The 13,633-nt window shown below is 44.6% G+C and carries 13 protein-coding genes; 7 read left to right on the top strand and 6 right to left on the bottom strand.

The window, feature by feature from the left end:
- Positions 1-20: 20 nt before the first annotated feature.
- Both C8R11_RS17005 and C8R11_RS10840 read left to right on the top strand, forming a co-directional pair.
- Positions 21-155, top strand: a complete 135-nt coding sequence (locus C8R11_RS17005; protein WP_280523896.1) for a hypothetical protein — start codon at positions 21-23, stop codon at positions 153-155.
- A 188-nt stretch (positions 156-343) separates the two neighbouring features.
- Positions 344-1,213, top strand: coding sequence for an HDOD domain-containing protein (locus C8R11_RS10840; protein WP_107795713.1), 870 nt, complete (start codon positions 344-346; stop codon positions 1,211-1,213).
- A 12-nt stretch (positions 1,214-1,225) separates the two neighbouring features.
- Here the strand turns inward: C8R11_RS10840 and C8R11_RS10835 are convergent, their stop codons facing one another.
- Positions 1,226-1,696: an MEKHLA domain-containing protein gene (locus C8R11_RS10835; protein WP_107795712.1), complete on the bottom strand. Its 471-nt coding sequence runs from the start codon at positions 1,694-1,696 to the stop codon at positions 1,226-1,228.
- A gap of 1,439 nt (positions 1,697-3,135) precedes the next feature.
- Here C8R11_RS10835 and C8R11_RS10830 point away from each other — a divergent pair.
- The gene (locus C8R11_RS10830) at positions 3,136-4,041 is read left to right on the top strand and encodes a hypothetical protein (protein WP_107795711.1); all 906 of its coding nucleotides are present in this window, start codon (positions 3,136-3,138) and stop codon (positions 4,039-4,041) included.
- A 102-nt stretch (positions 4,042-4,143) separates the two neighbouring features.
- Here C8R11_RS10830 and def read toward each other — a convergent pair whose 3' ends face one another.
- The 4 genes from def to ligA are packed head-to-tail and all read right to left on the bottom strand — an operon-like array spanning position 4,144 to position 8,009.
- The gene (gene def / locus C8R11_RS10825; protein WP_090698112.1) at positions 4,144-4,677 is read right to left on the bottom strand and encodes a peptide deformylase; all 534 of its coding nucleotides are present in this window, start codon (positions 4,675-4,677) and stop codon (positions 4,144-4,146) included.
- Entirely contained in the window at positions 4,667-5,413 is a 747-nt protein-coding gene (locus C8R11_RS10820) for an S-methyl-5'-thioinosine phosphorylase (protein ID WP_107795710.1), read from the bottom strand. Before C8R11_RS10820 ends, def begins: the two co-directional genes overlap by 11 nt.
- A gap of 3 nt (positions 5,414-5,416) precedes the next feature.
- Positions 5,417-5,974: a hypoxanthine-guanine phosphoribosyltransferase gene (locus C8R11_RS10815; protein WP_107795780.1), complete on the bottom strand. Its 558-nt coding sequence runs from the start codon at positions 5,972-5,974 to the stop codon at positions 5,417-5,419.
- Positions 5,975-5,981: 7 nt separating this feature from the next.
- Positions 5,982-8,009: an NAD-dependent DNA ligase LigA gene (gene ligA, locus C8R11_RS10810; RefSeq protein WP_107795709.1), complete on the bottom strand. Its 2,028-nt coding sequence runs from the start codon at positions 8,007-8,009 to the stop codon at positions 5,982-5,984.
- A gap of 275 nt (positions 8,010-8,284) precedes the next feature.
- Between ligA and C8R11_RS10805 the strand changes: the two genes are divergently transcribed.
- The 3 genes from C8R11_RS10805 (at position 8,285) to C8R11_RS10795 (ending at position 10,620) form a co-directional block, all read left to right on the top strand.
- Positions 8,285-9,196 (top strand): DUF2914 domain-containing protein, encoded by a 912-nt coding sequence (locus C8R11_RS10805; RefSeq protein ID WP_107795708.1) that lies wholly within the window; start codon positions 8,285-8,287, stop codon positions 9,194-9,196.
- A gap of 73 nt (positions 9,197-9,269) precedes the next feature.
- Positions 9,270-9,815 (top strand): NUDIX hydrolase, encoded by a 546-nt coding sequence (locus C8R11_RS10800; RefSeq protein ID WP_107795707.1) that lies wholly within the window; start codon positions 9,270-9,272, stop codon positions 9,813-9,815.
- A 433-nt stretch (positions 9,816-10,248) separates the two neighbouring features.
- On the top strand, positions 10,249-10,620 hold the full coding sequence (locus tag C8R11_RS10795; protein ID WP_107795706.1) for a hypothetical protein: 372 nt from the start codon (positions 10,249-10,251) through the stop codon (positions 10,618-10,620).
- A gap of 163 nt (positions 10,621-10,783) precedes the next feature.
- Here the strand turns inward: C8R11_RS10795 and C8R11_RS10790 are convergent, their stop codons facing one another.
- The gene (locus C8R11_RS10790) at positions 10,784-11,992 is read right to left on the bottom strand and encodes an L-lactate MFS transporter (protein ID WP_107795705.1); all 1,209 of its coding nucleotides are present in this window, start codon (positions 11,990-11,992) and stop codon (positions 10,784-10,786) included.
- Positions 11,993-12,375: 383 nt separating this feature from the next.
- Between C8R11_RS10790 and C8R11_RS10785 the strand changes: the two genes are divergently transcribed.
- Positions 12,376-13,299, top strand: a complete 924-nt coding sequence (locus tag C8R11_RS10785; protein ID WP_107795704.1) for a bestrophin family protein — start codon at positions 12,376-12,378, stop codon at positions 13,297-13,299.
- The last annotated feature ends 334 nt before the right edge of the window (positions 13,300-13,633 follow it).

The following is a 13,633-nucleotide window of genomic DNA, read 5'->3' as shown; positions in this document are numbered from 1 at the left end:
AATTATCATGCCCAATCCAGGTGACAAATTTAATTTCTCAAAAGCAAAAACAAGTAATTCCAACTGAATTAGTATCAGCAGAAAAACAAGCAGCAAAAGAAAAAAAATCAAATGCACAGGTGAGTAATGACTTTTCATCTTCTCGACCTGAATGAAGTTATTAAGAAAAGGATAATCATCATGAAACTATTTTGTGCGAATCAGCTGTTTCAGCAGACTACCAGATTGATCAAAAACAGCAACCAAGCTGTTTACAGGCTTCAATCGGCATAAAAGAATATTGAAGACTAAAACGCTTATGCCGTTATAGATTAATCTTATCAACTTGTATATGAATGTATCAATGAACCCAAAAACTATCGCTGAAAATGTTAAAGACATTTATTCATTGCCTGAAGTTGCCCTAGAAATCAATCAATTAATCAATTCAGAAAGTACCAGCAACTCAGAATTAGAAACGTTGATTTTTTGTGACCCTGCTCTAACAGCACAAATTATGCGATTAGCCAATAGCGCTTATTTTGGTTTTTCAAAAGAAATTGATACTTTGTCACAGGCAATTTCAATAATTGGTCGACTAGAATTACGTAATCTGGTTTTGGCCACATCAGTTATTTCTACTTTCCCGGGTATTTCTCCAAAGCTTGTAAATATGGAAACGTTCTGGTTTCACAGTGTAGCATGTGGTGTTATGGCGCGATTATTTGCCGTCAAGACTAACAGCACACAAAAAGAACGCTTTTTTATTGCCGGTTTGCTTCAGGCTATCGGCAAATTGGTGTTATTCATGCAATACCCGAATGAATCCACGGAAGTATTATGTTTTACCAATATGGGTGAAGATGCGGAAATAGCGGCCGAACGCCGAATATTCGGTTTCACCCACGCAGAATTAAGCGCTGAACTCCTGAAGCAATGGCAATTACCCGCGAGCATTTGGCAACCGATTGAATTCAAACTGGACCCGCTAAACGTGAACGCACCCAGAAAAGACGCCTGCCTGCTTCATGTTGCAGTTAATATTGCAAGTAAGATGGAACCATGTTCCTGTCAACCCATGGATGTTCATGAAATAAAACCGACATACCATACAGAAGCCTGGAATCAATTGGGATTAAATCCGGAGATGATCCGTCCCGCTGTGACCGAAACAAGCTTACAGATACTCGACATCTTGAGTATCATCAAACCGGAAGCTGCTGCAATCTATTAACTTCTTGGCGCATTACAGGAAACGCCAGGTTGAAAAAGTTGCGCCTTGACCAAGTACATTGCCATCTGGTTTATGTATATTCCAGATTGTAGTCTGATCTACAAAAAATCGTTTTCCAGTATGTGAAATTCTAACGCCGTGATAATCTGAGATATAGCCTTGCTCCTTAGCTAGCGACAACATTCTTGACCGCTCTTGTCGGTTAACGGACTCAGCAGTTAAGCGAGACGGAGTCTTTGTAAACTGGCGCCAGTTCATTTCCCATAAATTTAATGCCGCCTGATTTCCATAATTGAGAATGGGGTCATCTTGTATTACATGAGAAACAACTACAAAAGCGCTATTGAATAAATATTCAGCCTGATCAAATGGCGTGCCCTCACGTGGGATTAATTCATGTTTAATCCAATGCGCATAGCTATCCAGCAGGTATTGACACCATTGCAGCATGAAAGGACTTTCCCAACCAGTTTGTTTTAGCATTTTTCCCCAGCAGAAACCAAGCAAGCAGTGTACCGTAACAATTCAAGCCATGACAAACATATAACCCTGTTTTTATGCGTTGAACTACCAAGCTATCCGAAGCAGTGAATTCTTTTGCAATGGCCTGCCTATGCTTATGTTTATTCAGATAGTTAACATTCAGGTCATATCAACTTTTTCGCTACCAAAAAAATTGAACTGCTCCAACGCAATTATGCTGACAGGGCACAGAAGACTGAGCATGGTGCTTTTAAATGAGTGGAACCAGCCGCCATATCTGTCAAATTATTGAAATCCGACTCATTGATCAACGTCGCGTGGTTTACATCCAAGGTAGATGACTTGCTTTTGTAAGCGAAACTAGAAACTGAGGAGAAGTGTAAGGCAGATATTTGGAGCCAGAGGGTCTTAATCTGATATTTTAAATAGATAACTGCGTTAAAAACGAATTCCAAACCAAACGCATTGACATGCAGTTACATGGTGAGCGCACAGACATTTATTTAAGCATTTAAATCAATGTCTGTGTGCTTTTCCGAGTCAATCAATTACATGTTGTAAATGATTAGACCGATAACTATAAACGCAACGGTAGTAATACCGATCAGTTTCAGTGTTTGTGCATCTGTTCCTCTGTTTGAATCATCGCTCATCACTCAATCTCCTTATTAAATTATTGACTATTTTGTCTTAACTTCACCTACTAAACAAAAGTCGATATAAAAACCGACTCTCCTACTTTAACATCCACATAAATGTGGGGTTATGTTAAAAGATACGACAGATTCCTCTGCTCCCCAGTATTTTTAGTAGTTTCGACAACCATAATGTGGCTCCCTATTTCTAGCGCAACCTACTGGGTTATTATTCTTATTATTATAATAGTCTTTATCATTATTCACTACCTGACTATTACGTTTGTAAATTCTAACCTACATTTTCCGACAATGAAAGTTTAGTTTTGGATTTAACCCTAAAATTTTTACGGTTTTAGATTTAACACCCTAATTTTTAATTAATTTATAGCAACTCACCATCTTTCGTATATATAAAAATCAGATATTACATAAGCGCAATATAGCACATACACCCTGAAAACAAGTACTCACCAGAGCTCAGTGTTAGTCCGAAAACAGTCCAGCTTCAGCAATTCTTTCAGGCAAAATGCAACTAACAGGGAAAATAGAGGCAAACAATTGCCTGCGAAATGATTTCAATTGATCAAGTTCAAGTCACTGTATTCCAGAGCATATGACTCAGTCTCTTCAGATCGCATAACAAACAAATATGGATACATTACTGCATCTTTAAGCTGTTCGCCAAAAGAAATCTACAGCCATGAAATTCCCATGCCGTTATTTAAAAGAAACTTACACAGTCATTGCCTGCGATCTACCCATAAGCTTGACAATCACACACTCTGAAGAGGAAAAACAACGATGCGATTTGATGCAAAAAGAATCACAATGGCTGTCTGCGGTGTTGCCATACTTGGCTGTAGCGGATGGGTTACCTGGCAAATTTTATCGAATGGACAATTAACGTTGCCAATATCGCATGCCGAGGCAGCCATTAAACCCGCGCCTCTCCAGCTTGTGGCATCGTCACCGGACGAACTGATCGGCAAGATTATTATCCTTTCAGGCTTACAAAAACAGATTGAAGAGATTGGCGATAAGTTATTGGAATCCATTCGCCAGTCACCGGACAAACCGGATGACCCGGTTATAGTCAAGGAGATTGAAAAAATTGCAGCGGAATCATACAAACCTGAACATTTTCATCAACGGCTCCATGAAGCACTTAAGGCAGATTTTAATCGTGAACGAATTGAAAAACTACTAAAAGCACTCAACACACCGCTAATGAGAAGAATCACGGAAATAGAAGGACGAGAATTCGATCTCCATTTGCTCGAGGTTTTTATTGAAGGGGTGATTCGGGAGCCTTTACCGACTAATCGCCTGCGCCTGTTGCAGGCACTGGAGTCAGTCACCCACACAACAAAATTTGCCATTGAACTGATGGTGGGTATGAAACGGGCGATGCTGATGGGCGCTGTCAATGGGGATGCTGAAACAATGGCCATCTTTGATACAAAGCTGAACGAACAAAAAAAAGAACTGACTGAAAACATGTACCCTGCCATGATGTTAACGATGGCGTATGCTTATCAAGAATTGAATGATATGGAACTCGATGAGTACGTTCAGTTTTATCTGACCGAAGAAGGTAATTGGTTTATTACGCAAACAGTTAATGTACTGACTGCAGCGTTTCGAGCCAGTTCACTGCAGACCGGCAAACGGATCGCGGAATTGGCCATAATCAAGAAAACCAGGTAATCATGCATCGACACTGAAATTAACAACCGCAGCCAGTTCCGCAGATTTTTGTAAGAATATTAATGCAATCAGTGCGCATTCTCGTACAATCGGACATTACTTCTACTCATTCAGTACTGTTTGTCCAGGAAACAACACATCGACGAACCCAAATGTACGAAAATCCCTGATACGCATAGGATAAAGAATACCTTGCAAATGGTCGCACTCATGTTGCGCAACACGCGCATGAAATCCATCCACTTGGCGGTCAATGACACGGCCATATTGATCAAAACCCTGATACCGTAAGTGGGTATAGCGAGGTACTTTACCGCGCATGCCTGGAACACTTAAACAGCCCTCCCAGTCTTCTTCCATTCCATCGGACAAAGGGGTGAGCTGTGGATTGATCAGTACGGTAAAAGGCACTTCATCTGCATCCGGATAGCGCTGATTTTCTTTAAAGCCGAAAATGACCACCTGCAGGCCGACTCCAATCTGTGGCGCTGCAAGGCCGGCACCATCAAGAGAAGCCATTGTATCCTGCATATCCTGAATCAATTCATTGAGTTCGGGCGTGTTGAATTGCTCTACCTGACTCGCCACTTCCAGCAGCAGTGGCTCACCCATTTTAAGTACCGGTTTAATCGCCATCACAATGCACCAATTGTTCTATTATATTCCTAACATGCACCATCGCCTGCTCCAGAATCGCATAGATTTCGTTTAATGGAATAGCCGTGACATTGATACCACGCCCAGCAGCGTGGTTTGCGACAACGGCAAGTGTCGCATAATTCAGACCCAGTTCCCTCGCCAGCGCTGTTTCCGGCATTCCAGTCATACCAACCATATCGGCCCCATCGCGCTCCAAGCGGTTTATTTCAGCGGCTGTTTCCAGCCGCGGCCCTTGTATGGCGGCATAAACACCGCCATTGGCGACGGGTTCCCCGGCCAGCTTAGCCGCTTGCAAAAGCTTTGCGCGTGTAGCGGAACAATACGGATGCGTAAAATCGATATGGGTCACTGGCTGGTCGGTGCTGTCAAAATAAGTGAAATCACGACCATAGGTATAATCGATAATTTGATCTGGTATAACCAGATTGCCTGGCGCCAGGTTTTCTCGAATTCCGCCCACCGCGGCAACGGCAACGACATGTCGCGGTCGCAGTGTATTCAGGGCCCATAAGTTGGCGCGATAATTAATCTGATGCGGCGGAATCGTATGGCCATGTCCGTGTCGCGCCAGAAAAACAATCTCCCGATTGTTTACTTTGCCGAAAGTAAACGGCCCGGAAGGTTCGCCATAAGGTGTTCGTATGATTTGTCGATGTGATATTTCCAGGCAGGATAGCTGTGTCATACCACTGCCGCCAATAATAGCCAGCATAGTTTATTTTCCCGGTTCTGAAGGTAATGCGTAAATCGCCGGCAGGTTTCGCCAGGCACCGTGTATATCCATACCAAAACCAAATACATAACGGTCTGGCAAAGTCAATCCGACAAAATCAGCCTGAAAAGATTTCACTTTTCCCGTATCCTTATCAATCAGTACCGCACTATAAAACGACCGCGCGCCACAATCGAGCACTTTTTTGCGAATTTCCGCCAAAGTAATGCCCTCATCCAGAATATCATCGATCACTAGCACAACCTGATCTTTTAATTCATCTTGAGGAAACATCAGCCAGTCTATTTTTCCACCGCTTATTTTATTATGGTAGCGCGATACCTGTACGTAATCAAAATTCAACGGAAACGTCAATTTTGGTAACAAATGACCCGCAAATACAATACTGCCTTTCATGACGCACAACACCAGCGGGCATTGTGTTGACAATTTATCTGTGATTTCATCGGCCAGACGCTGTATCGTTGCTTCAATCGTTTCGAATGAATACATTAAATCAGCGGTTCGTAAAATTTGTTCGGTCTTTTCTCGGGTCAACATAAATATATTATTGCAGTAATTTTCTGAGATCAGCTTCATCCAGCAGGGTAATACCGAGATTGACGGCTTTCTCATATTTACCGCCTGGGTCTTCTCCAACCACAACGTAGTCCGTTTTTTTGGAAACGCTGCCGGTCACTTTTCCACCCTGCATTTCAATTTTCTCTTTGGCCTCCTCCCGAGTCATGTTTAACAAGGCACCGGTCAGCACAAATGTCTTGCCGCTAATAACATTATCCCCGGGCGGATTGTTGATGGAGCCATCATTTTCCTCCCAACACACACCGCTTGCGCGCAATCGTTCAATCACCTCACGATTATGCGCTTCGGCAAAAAAATTCAGAATACTCTGCGCCACAACGGGGCCAACGTCCGGTACTTGCAGTAAAGTTTCCATATCCGTGTCAATCAGACAGCTCAGACTTCCAAAATATCTCGCGAGGTCTTTCGCGGTTGCTTCACCCACGTTACGGATGCCCAGCGCATAGATGAAACGTGTGAGCGTGGTTTGTTTACTCTTCTCAATCGCCGCCAGAATATTACCGGCCGATTTCTCAGCCATACGTTCCAGATTAGCAAGTGCCAGGATCCCCAGTTGATAGAGATCGGCAGGATTTCTGACAACGGCGTTATCGACAAGCTGGTTAACGAGCTTCTCGCCAAGCCCTTCGATATCCATTGCACGGCGTGAAGCAAAATGCAAGATGGCCTGTTTGCGCTGCGCAGGGCAAAAAAGACCGCCCGTACAACGTGAAACCGCTTCACTCTCCAGACGAACCGCTTTTGCGCCACAAACCGGGCAATGCTGCGGCATCACAAATGCTTGCGTGTTTTCCGGTCGCTGCGCCGGAACGACTGACACGATTTCAGGAATGACATCACCCGCACGTCGCACAATGACGGTGTCGCCAATGCGTACATCTTTGCGCTTGACTTCGTCGGCGTTATGCAAAGTGGCATTGGTCACGGTTACCCCGCCGACAATTACAGGCTCTAATCGTGCAACCGGCGTCAACGCACCTGTCCTGCCGACCTGAATATCGATACCCAGCAACCGTGTCGTGGCTTCCTGTGCCGGAAATTTGTGCGCGAGCGCAAAACGGGGAGCACGTGCCACAAACCCGAGTTTACTCTGCTGCGATAAGGAATTGACTTTGTACACAACACCATCGATATCATAAGAAAGATATTCACGCTGCGCGGCAATTTTTCGATAATAGGCAAGCAATGCATCACAACCTGTAACCACTGCACATTCCCGGGCAACCGGAAAATACAGACTGCCGAGAAACTGCACGATGTCGCTGTGCGTGCTTTGCGGTACGCGGGTATCCTCATTCGGACCAATGCCATAAGCAAAAAACATCAGGCGACGTGCGGCGGTAATTGCGGAATCAAGCTGGCGTAAAGAACCTGCTGCAGCATTCCGCGGATTCGCGAAAATTTTTTCGCCTTTTTCGAGATGCTGTTGATTCAATCGAATAAAATCGGCCTTAAGCATGAGCACTTCACCACGTACTTCTAATAATCCGGGCACCTTGCTGACAGGCAAGGCAAGCGGTATGGCTTTAATGGTGCGCAGATTGAGCGTAATATCCTCGCCTGTATAGCCGTCACCACGGGTAGCGCCTGTTTTGAACATACCTTTTTCATATCGCAGACTGACAGCCAGACCATCAAACTTGGGCTCCACTGCATATTCTACCTGATCAACCGCCAACCCTTCGCGAATCCGCCGATCAAATGCTTTGACTGCCACCTCTTCAAAAGCATTGTTCAACGACAACATGGGCGTGTCATGCGTTACCTGTGAAAATACTTTAAGCGGCGCAGCACCAACACGTCGCGTTGGCGAATCCGGAGCAACCAGCTCCGGATAATCCCGCTCTATTTGCTGTAATCTACTGAATAGTCGATCGTATTCAGCATCTGAAACAGTCGGATCATCCAGCACATAATATTGATAATTGTGTTGTTCAATTTGCTGTCGCAACATCTCCAGCTGTTGCTGGACGGTTTCAATCGTATAATTCATTATATGCTTGTGCTTTCGTCCGCTTGCATTATATTTATTCGCACTAACCACCTTTTACATCAGCAATCTGATGTACTGTAGAATATAAAAAAGATGCTGTCTAAAATAACAACACCAGACAATCATCGCGGCAATTATGCATGACCACATTACATGACTATTATACCAATCCTATTAACACCGGGTATTGAGTCGGCTTTCTGATCATGAGCTCATGTGTTCTCGTGCATAATTTCAGTATAAAATAAGTTTTCAAGCTTGGGTCTAAGTCTAATATGTCCGATAATAAACTGAAAATTCGTATACAAATACAGCAACCTAAAGCACCTGAGGCGGCTGAAGTGTCAGAGGCAACCACAGTAGCGGAAGCGCCGGTTTCCGATAATGACCTGCAAAATTCGCAACACATATTCGAAAAACCGCCCCTCGACTGGCGTAAGATTGTGTTGGCGCTGCTCCTATTAGTCGTCATATCAGGCACAATCGGATATCTGTTCTTTGGCCGAAGCGACAGTGCGACAGATACTGACGAATTCTTTGCAGACGCAAAAAATACCACTGATATAACGACAAACTTCAATCAGTTTGATGACGGCAACACTGTTAAATCCACACCTGATTTACAATCCGAGTCTGATAACGTGGCGTTTGATGAGCCTATACAAAAAAGCGTACAGCCCAATACGCTCATAGCCAAGCCAAAGCCGGGGCAAGCCATAAAAGCAGCGCCGATGCCGCCGCTACCGAATGTGAAACCGGATTATAAAGCAGACAATGCACAACAAACACTACTGCACAATAACAACAGTACGACAACGCCTGCAGCAAATGAACCGAATCCAGCAAATCACCCCCAGGTTGCGCGCGTGCAGCTCACGCATGCTATTCGAAATCGCGAACCGGCAGATGAAACCAACCATATTCAGCTTGAGCAAGATACCGACGCCACAAGTATTTATTTTTTCGTCGAGCTACATGATTTTGCAGGTCAACAGGTTACAGTAAACTGGTATTTTGAAGATGAACTGGTTTCGGAAACCCAACTTCAGATAGCAGGTAATAACTGGCGCACTTACGCGAACAAATTGTTAAATAAAGAAAGTATTGGGTCCTGGCGGACAGTGCTGACCGATCAGGAAGGTAATCAACTGGCTGAAAAACACTTTGTGGTCAGCAACGGCATATGACGTAAAAGTTGATATGACGTGATTTTTATCATCATGAATATTCAATATTCATAAAGCAGATACAAGCTATTTCATGAAATTCTGTAGTCTATGCAGCGCAAATGTTGTATTTCGTATACCGGAAGGTGACACATTACCCCGTTATATCTGTACGGCATGTCACGAAATCCATTATCAGAATCCCAAAATGGTAGTCGGATGCATACCGGAATGGGAAGATAAAATCCTGCTCTGTCGCCGCGCGATTGAGCCGCGCAGCGGCTGGTGGACGCTGCCGGCCGGATTTATGGAGAACAATGAAACCCTGGCTGAAGCCGCTGCGCGGGAAACACTGGAAGAGGCCAATGCACGGGTTGCAATCGGCGACCTCTACGCGATATACAGCCTTCCTCATATCAGCCAGGTTTATGCATTGTTTCGCGCGCGTCTGCTTGATCTGGATTTTAGCCCGGGTATCGAAAGCAGTGAGGTTAAATTATTGTCCGAACATGAAATACCGTGGAATGAAATGGCTTTTCGCGTAATTCACGACCCATTGAAACGCTATATGGCAGAACGCAGGCAGGGAAAACTTGCATTCCATACCGGTATTATCGAGCGTTCTCAAAAACCAGGATGACAGCTGATACAAACCATTTCTCAAGGTTAAAATTCACTTCCCTGTTTCGATCATTTAGCGGATAACGAGTAACCTGAATAGCTTGTATCATCCGAAAAAAAAGCCGAATATCCCCGCTATCACCGATTCATAAAATCCAGCGCAGCAAAGAGTAACAAGACAATTGTCATGTGCAATACCCTATTTCATCGTGCATTTGATCTGCGACCCGAATCGTCTCCATCGATTGCTACCCAATCAAAATGCTATCCCGACTGCCAACGGCGCAGATTACCCCGGAACATGCATGACCCGACAGTACCAAAAAAATAATTGAACGTATTTGTGCGATTTCTCACTTTATCGATTTTGAACTGCTATTAATCTGATACTCCATGAAAATGGATGAAGAGAAAGATTACCCAACACTTATTTCATTATAGGAGAATTAATCATGAGCGCAAAAATGATTATTGTTCACTGGTTAGCTTTGGCTGTCATAGCGTTATTCATTATGTCGCCAGTCATGGCAAAAGAAAAGGTTACTGACGCCAAAAACAAAGCCTTCTATAGCCAATTATCCTGCAAAGCATCAACAAGAGCGGTTGTGGCGCTTGCCGCATCACTGGAGGCTAAAGGTGTATCTCAACTGGACATTAACAAAGCCATTATCGAAGTATTACAAGGCACTTCACTGAGTCCGAATGGACCCCGCTGGACCTGTTGCAGGGCATGCGTAGAAAACGATCTTCCAAATGATTCCGCAGCCTGTCAATGTTGCGACGGATTAGGCGACCAAATAATTGACATATCGGATGTTGATTGATGAAGGAAGATACTGCAAGCATACAGCACACGGGCACACCCTCAACCGGGTAATGGCGGTGTACCGGCCTGAATATCGCAACAGCACGTTAAATTCCGGGCTGCGATCCTTTTACCTGATGACCTTTAGGGAATTGGGTAAAAGAACTGGTGCGATATTCAGGCTAGACCAGGCGTGGAGACTTCAGACCAAGCGATATGCCCGCCGCAATAAGACAGGCTATTCCCGATGGAACAAAAGCCCACAGGTAACTGCCTGTCAGGTCGAAAACACCTCCAGCGAGTATTGGCCCGGCGATGCCGGCAACACCGTATGCAGTGAACATGAAGCCGTAGTTGATGCCAACGTGTGTGGTTCCGAAAAAATCCGCTGTTGTCGTAGGAAACAAAGCAAGATTCCCGCCGAAATTGAATCCAACCCACGCAGCGGCAACGGACAGTGTCAGTTCGGTCGAACCCATCTCTATAAGCGCAAACATCATGACACCCTGTAGCAGAAACATGAGCGTCATGGCGTTTTTTCTGCCAATCTTATCTGATACCGTGCCCCAGACAATGCGACCAGCGCCGTTGAACAATGCCAGAACGCCGACAGCATTAGCTGCTGCTGCGGCACTCAGACCGCTGTGCACACCATAAGGCTTGAGTATGCCGATTACAAGCAAACCCGCTGCCGCACCAAACACAAACATGATCCAGAGCATCCAGAACTGCCTGAGCCTGACCATATCCCGCCATTCGAAATCCTTCACAGAAGCCGTACTGGATATGGATTCAGGCGGATTCCATCCTGCCGGACGCCATCCGGCGGGTGGGTTTCTAAGGAGTTGCGCGCCCAAAACAACCGATACCATGAATATGACGCCAAGGTACATGAAAGATGTCAAAATCCCGTATGTATCGATAAAACCCGAGGCAACTTTTGCAAATATCCACGCCCCGGCACCAAATCCTGCCACAGCCAGACCGGTAACCATGCCCCGCTTGTCCGGAAACCATTTCACACACGCAGCAATGGGGCAGACATAACCCAGCCCGATACCTGCGCCGCCGATAATACCCACCGTCAAGGCAATCAGCAGAAAACTGCCGCCAGTCAACGAAGCAAGCAGGTATCCAGTACCCAATACGATACCGCCCAATGTCGCCACAATGCGCGGCCCCTTCTTGTCCTGCAGCCTGCCTGCAAATATCATGACCAGTGCAAATGTAGCCAGCGCCAGAGAAAAAATCATCTGCGTCTGCGTTGTCGTGTAAAAAAAGACCTCTTTAAGCGGAATGACAAAAACGCTCCAACTATAGATGGCGCCCAGACAGACCTGTATGATTAACGCACCTGCAACGACCAGCCAGCGATTCCCGGTAGATTCCATTTTAAGGATAAAAACCTGAATTATATTTCAGTTCGCAGTATTTGAACTTAGGAATTTACTGATTGCCCATCCCTTTCTGGATGGCCTGTTAAGGTTGTCTTGAGCATGCACCGTTTTATGACATAAAAAACTAGGGATTCCGTCTCAGTTTTTACTTACGCAATACTTTTACGGACGTTACCCACAACGAGCAAGTTTGTAAGCATAAACTAGTTAATAGCCTGAAGAATAAGGGTTAAATATTTGTTACTCTGACCCCAAATATTGTTAGTGGCTCAAACAAAACAATCTCAGGAAAAGTCGGGTCGATTCAGTTTTGTTTGGCTACCCGACAATATCGGCTATATTTCATACTTTACTTATTCAAGAAAGGGTCAAAAGCTATGATTGTCCAACGAACAATTCGACTTAGCGACCATATTAAAGTTGATGGTGCAAATGTTTTATTTTTCATTGCATATGGATGCCTTGTTTGTGTCTTATATTTAACGTTTGCCATAGAGTTCCTGGTATTTCCTATTTCCGAAATTAATGTTCTGGGAATTGCTGTGGCTATATTGCTGGGTTTTCGTAACAATGAGGCATATAATCGGTACTGGGAAGCTCGGATGGCCTGGGGAGATTTGACAAATGCTTCTCGCAATTTCGCCGCTCAAATAACTGGATATGTTCAACCTCCGCAAAAGCAGGAACAAGCATCGTCAGATGTGACAGGTATTCACAGCGAACTCATTTATCGACATCTGGCATTTCTCAATGCCCTTCGCTTGCAATTGCGGCAGGAAGTATCCTGGGAAGAGCTAACACCGTTCTTATCCGACCAAGAATTTCAGGCTTTGAGCAAGGCAGCAAACAAAGCGACACTGTTGAATCAGTGGCAATCTCGACGATTACAGGAATTGTATCGGTCTGGGTGGATTGAACGGCAAGCCTATATCTTTGGACTCATGGAGTCGATTAAAGCGTTTTTTGCAGCTCAAGGTGTTTGCGAACGAATTAAAACCACACCATTACCTCGGCAATACGGTTTGTTTACTAAAGCTTTTTTATGGATATTTGTTTTATTACTTCCACTTGGGCTTGTTCAACAACTCGGGTGGGTAACGCTTCCGATTTCTGTTATCTTGTCTACAATTTTTACAGTAACAGAGCATATTGGAAGCCGAACAGAAGAACCGTTCTCGCGGGAACCTGAAGATGTTGCGATGTCGTCCATTTGCCGCAATATTGAGATTGACTTGCGACAACAACTGGGAGAATCCTCAATTCCCACGCCTCTGGAGGTCAAAGATGGTGTATTAATGTGAGTTTGCTCTTGTTATGTTATATACGATTTTAGGCTCTGTTGGCCCAGTGCCCACGAAGCTGTGTGTAAATCAGCTTCCAATATTTTCCAGTATCAGCATCAGTTCTTCCAGTCGCTAGTCCATATACTGATTGAAACTTTATCTCTATCCCTATGTGTCAGTGTTATGGTCAAATAAAACCGGACACTTCGCCAAGTGAGACTGCAAATTTAACCGTGTCACTGACTGAGCTGTAAAAGTGTGATTACCAAGGGAAACTGTCGGTCTAATTACCGAGCGACTTTGTCATAATCACTTTAGCAAGTCGTGCCTCATTCCACAATTACTTTTTTAT

This window comes from Nitrosomonas aestuarii, from assembly GCF_003046585.1.
Taxonomy (GTDB): domain Bacteria; phylum Pseudomonadota; class Gammaproteobacteria; order Burkholderiales; family Nitrosomonadaceae; genus Nitrosomonas; species Nitrosomonas aestuarii.
This window is presented reverse-complemented; position numbering and strand designations above follow the sequence as displayed.

Excerpts from the sequence above, each read along its gene's own strand:
- C8R11_RS10815 (WP_107795780.1), bottom strand. The coding sequence starts at position 5,974 with ATGTTGACCCGAGAAAAGACCGAACAAATTTTACGAACCGCTGATTTA.
- C8R11_RS10805 (WP_107795708.1), top strand. The coding sequence starts at position 8,285 with ATGTCCGATAATAAACTGAAAATTCGTATACAAATACAGCAACCTAAA.
- C8R11_RS10800 (WP_107795707.1), top strand. The coding sequence starts at position 9,270 with ATGAAATTCTGTAGTCTATGCAGCGCAAATGTTGTATTTCGTATACCG.
- C8R11_RS10795 (WP_107795706.1), top strand. The coding sequence starts at position 10,249 with ATGAGCGCAAAAATGATTATTGTTCACTGGTTAGCTTTGGCTGTCATA.
- C8R11_RS10790 (WP_107795705.1), bottom strand. The coding sequence starts at position 11,992 with ATGGAATCTACCGGGAATCGCTGGCTGGTCGTTGCAGGTGCGTTAATC.
- C8R11_RS10840 (WP_107795713.1), top strand. The coding sequence starts at position 344 with ATGAACCCAAAAACTATCGCTGAAAATGTTAAAGACATTTATTCATTG.
- C8R11_RS10835 (WP_107795712.1), bottom strand. The coding sequence starts at position 1,696 with ATGCTAAAACAAACTGGTTGGGAAAGTCCTTTCATGCTGCAATGGTGT.
- C8R11_RS10785 (WP_107795704.1), top strand. The coding sequence starts at position 12,376 with ATGATTGTCCAACGAACAATTCGACTTAGCGACCATATTAAAGTTGAT.
- def (WP_090698112.1), bottom strand. The coding sequence starts at position 4,677 with ATGGCGATTAAACCGGTACTTAAAATGGGTGAGCCACTGCTGCTGGAA.
- ligA (WP_107795709.1), bottom strand. The coding sequence starts at position 8,009 with ATGAATTATACGATTGAAACCGTCCAGCAACAGCTGGAGATGTTGCGA.
- C8R11_RS10820 (WP_107795710.1), bottom strand. The coding sequence starts at position 5,413 with ATGCTGGCTATTATTGGCGGCAGTGGTATGACACAGCTATCCTGCCTG.
- C8R11_RS10830 (WP_107795711.1), top strand. The coding sequence starts at position 3,136 with ATGCGATTTGATGCAAAAAGAATCACAATGGCTGTCTGCGGTGTTGCC.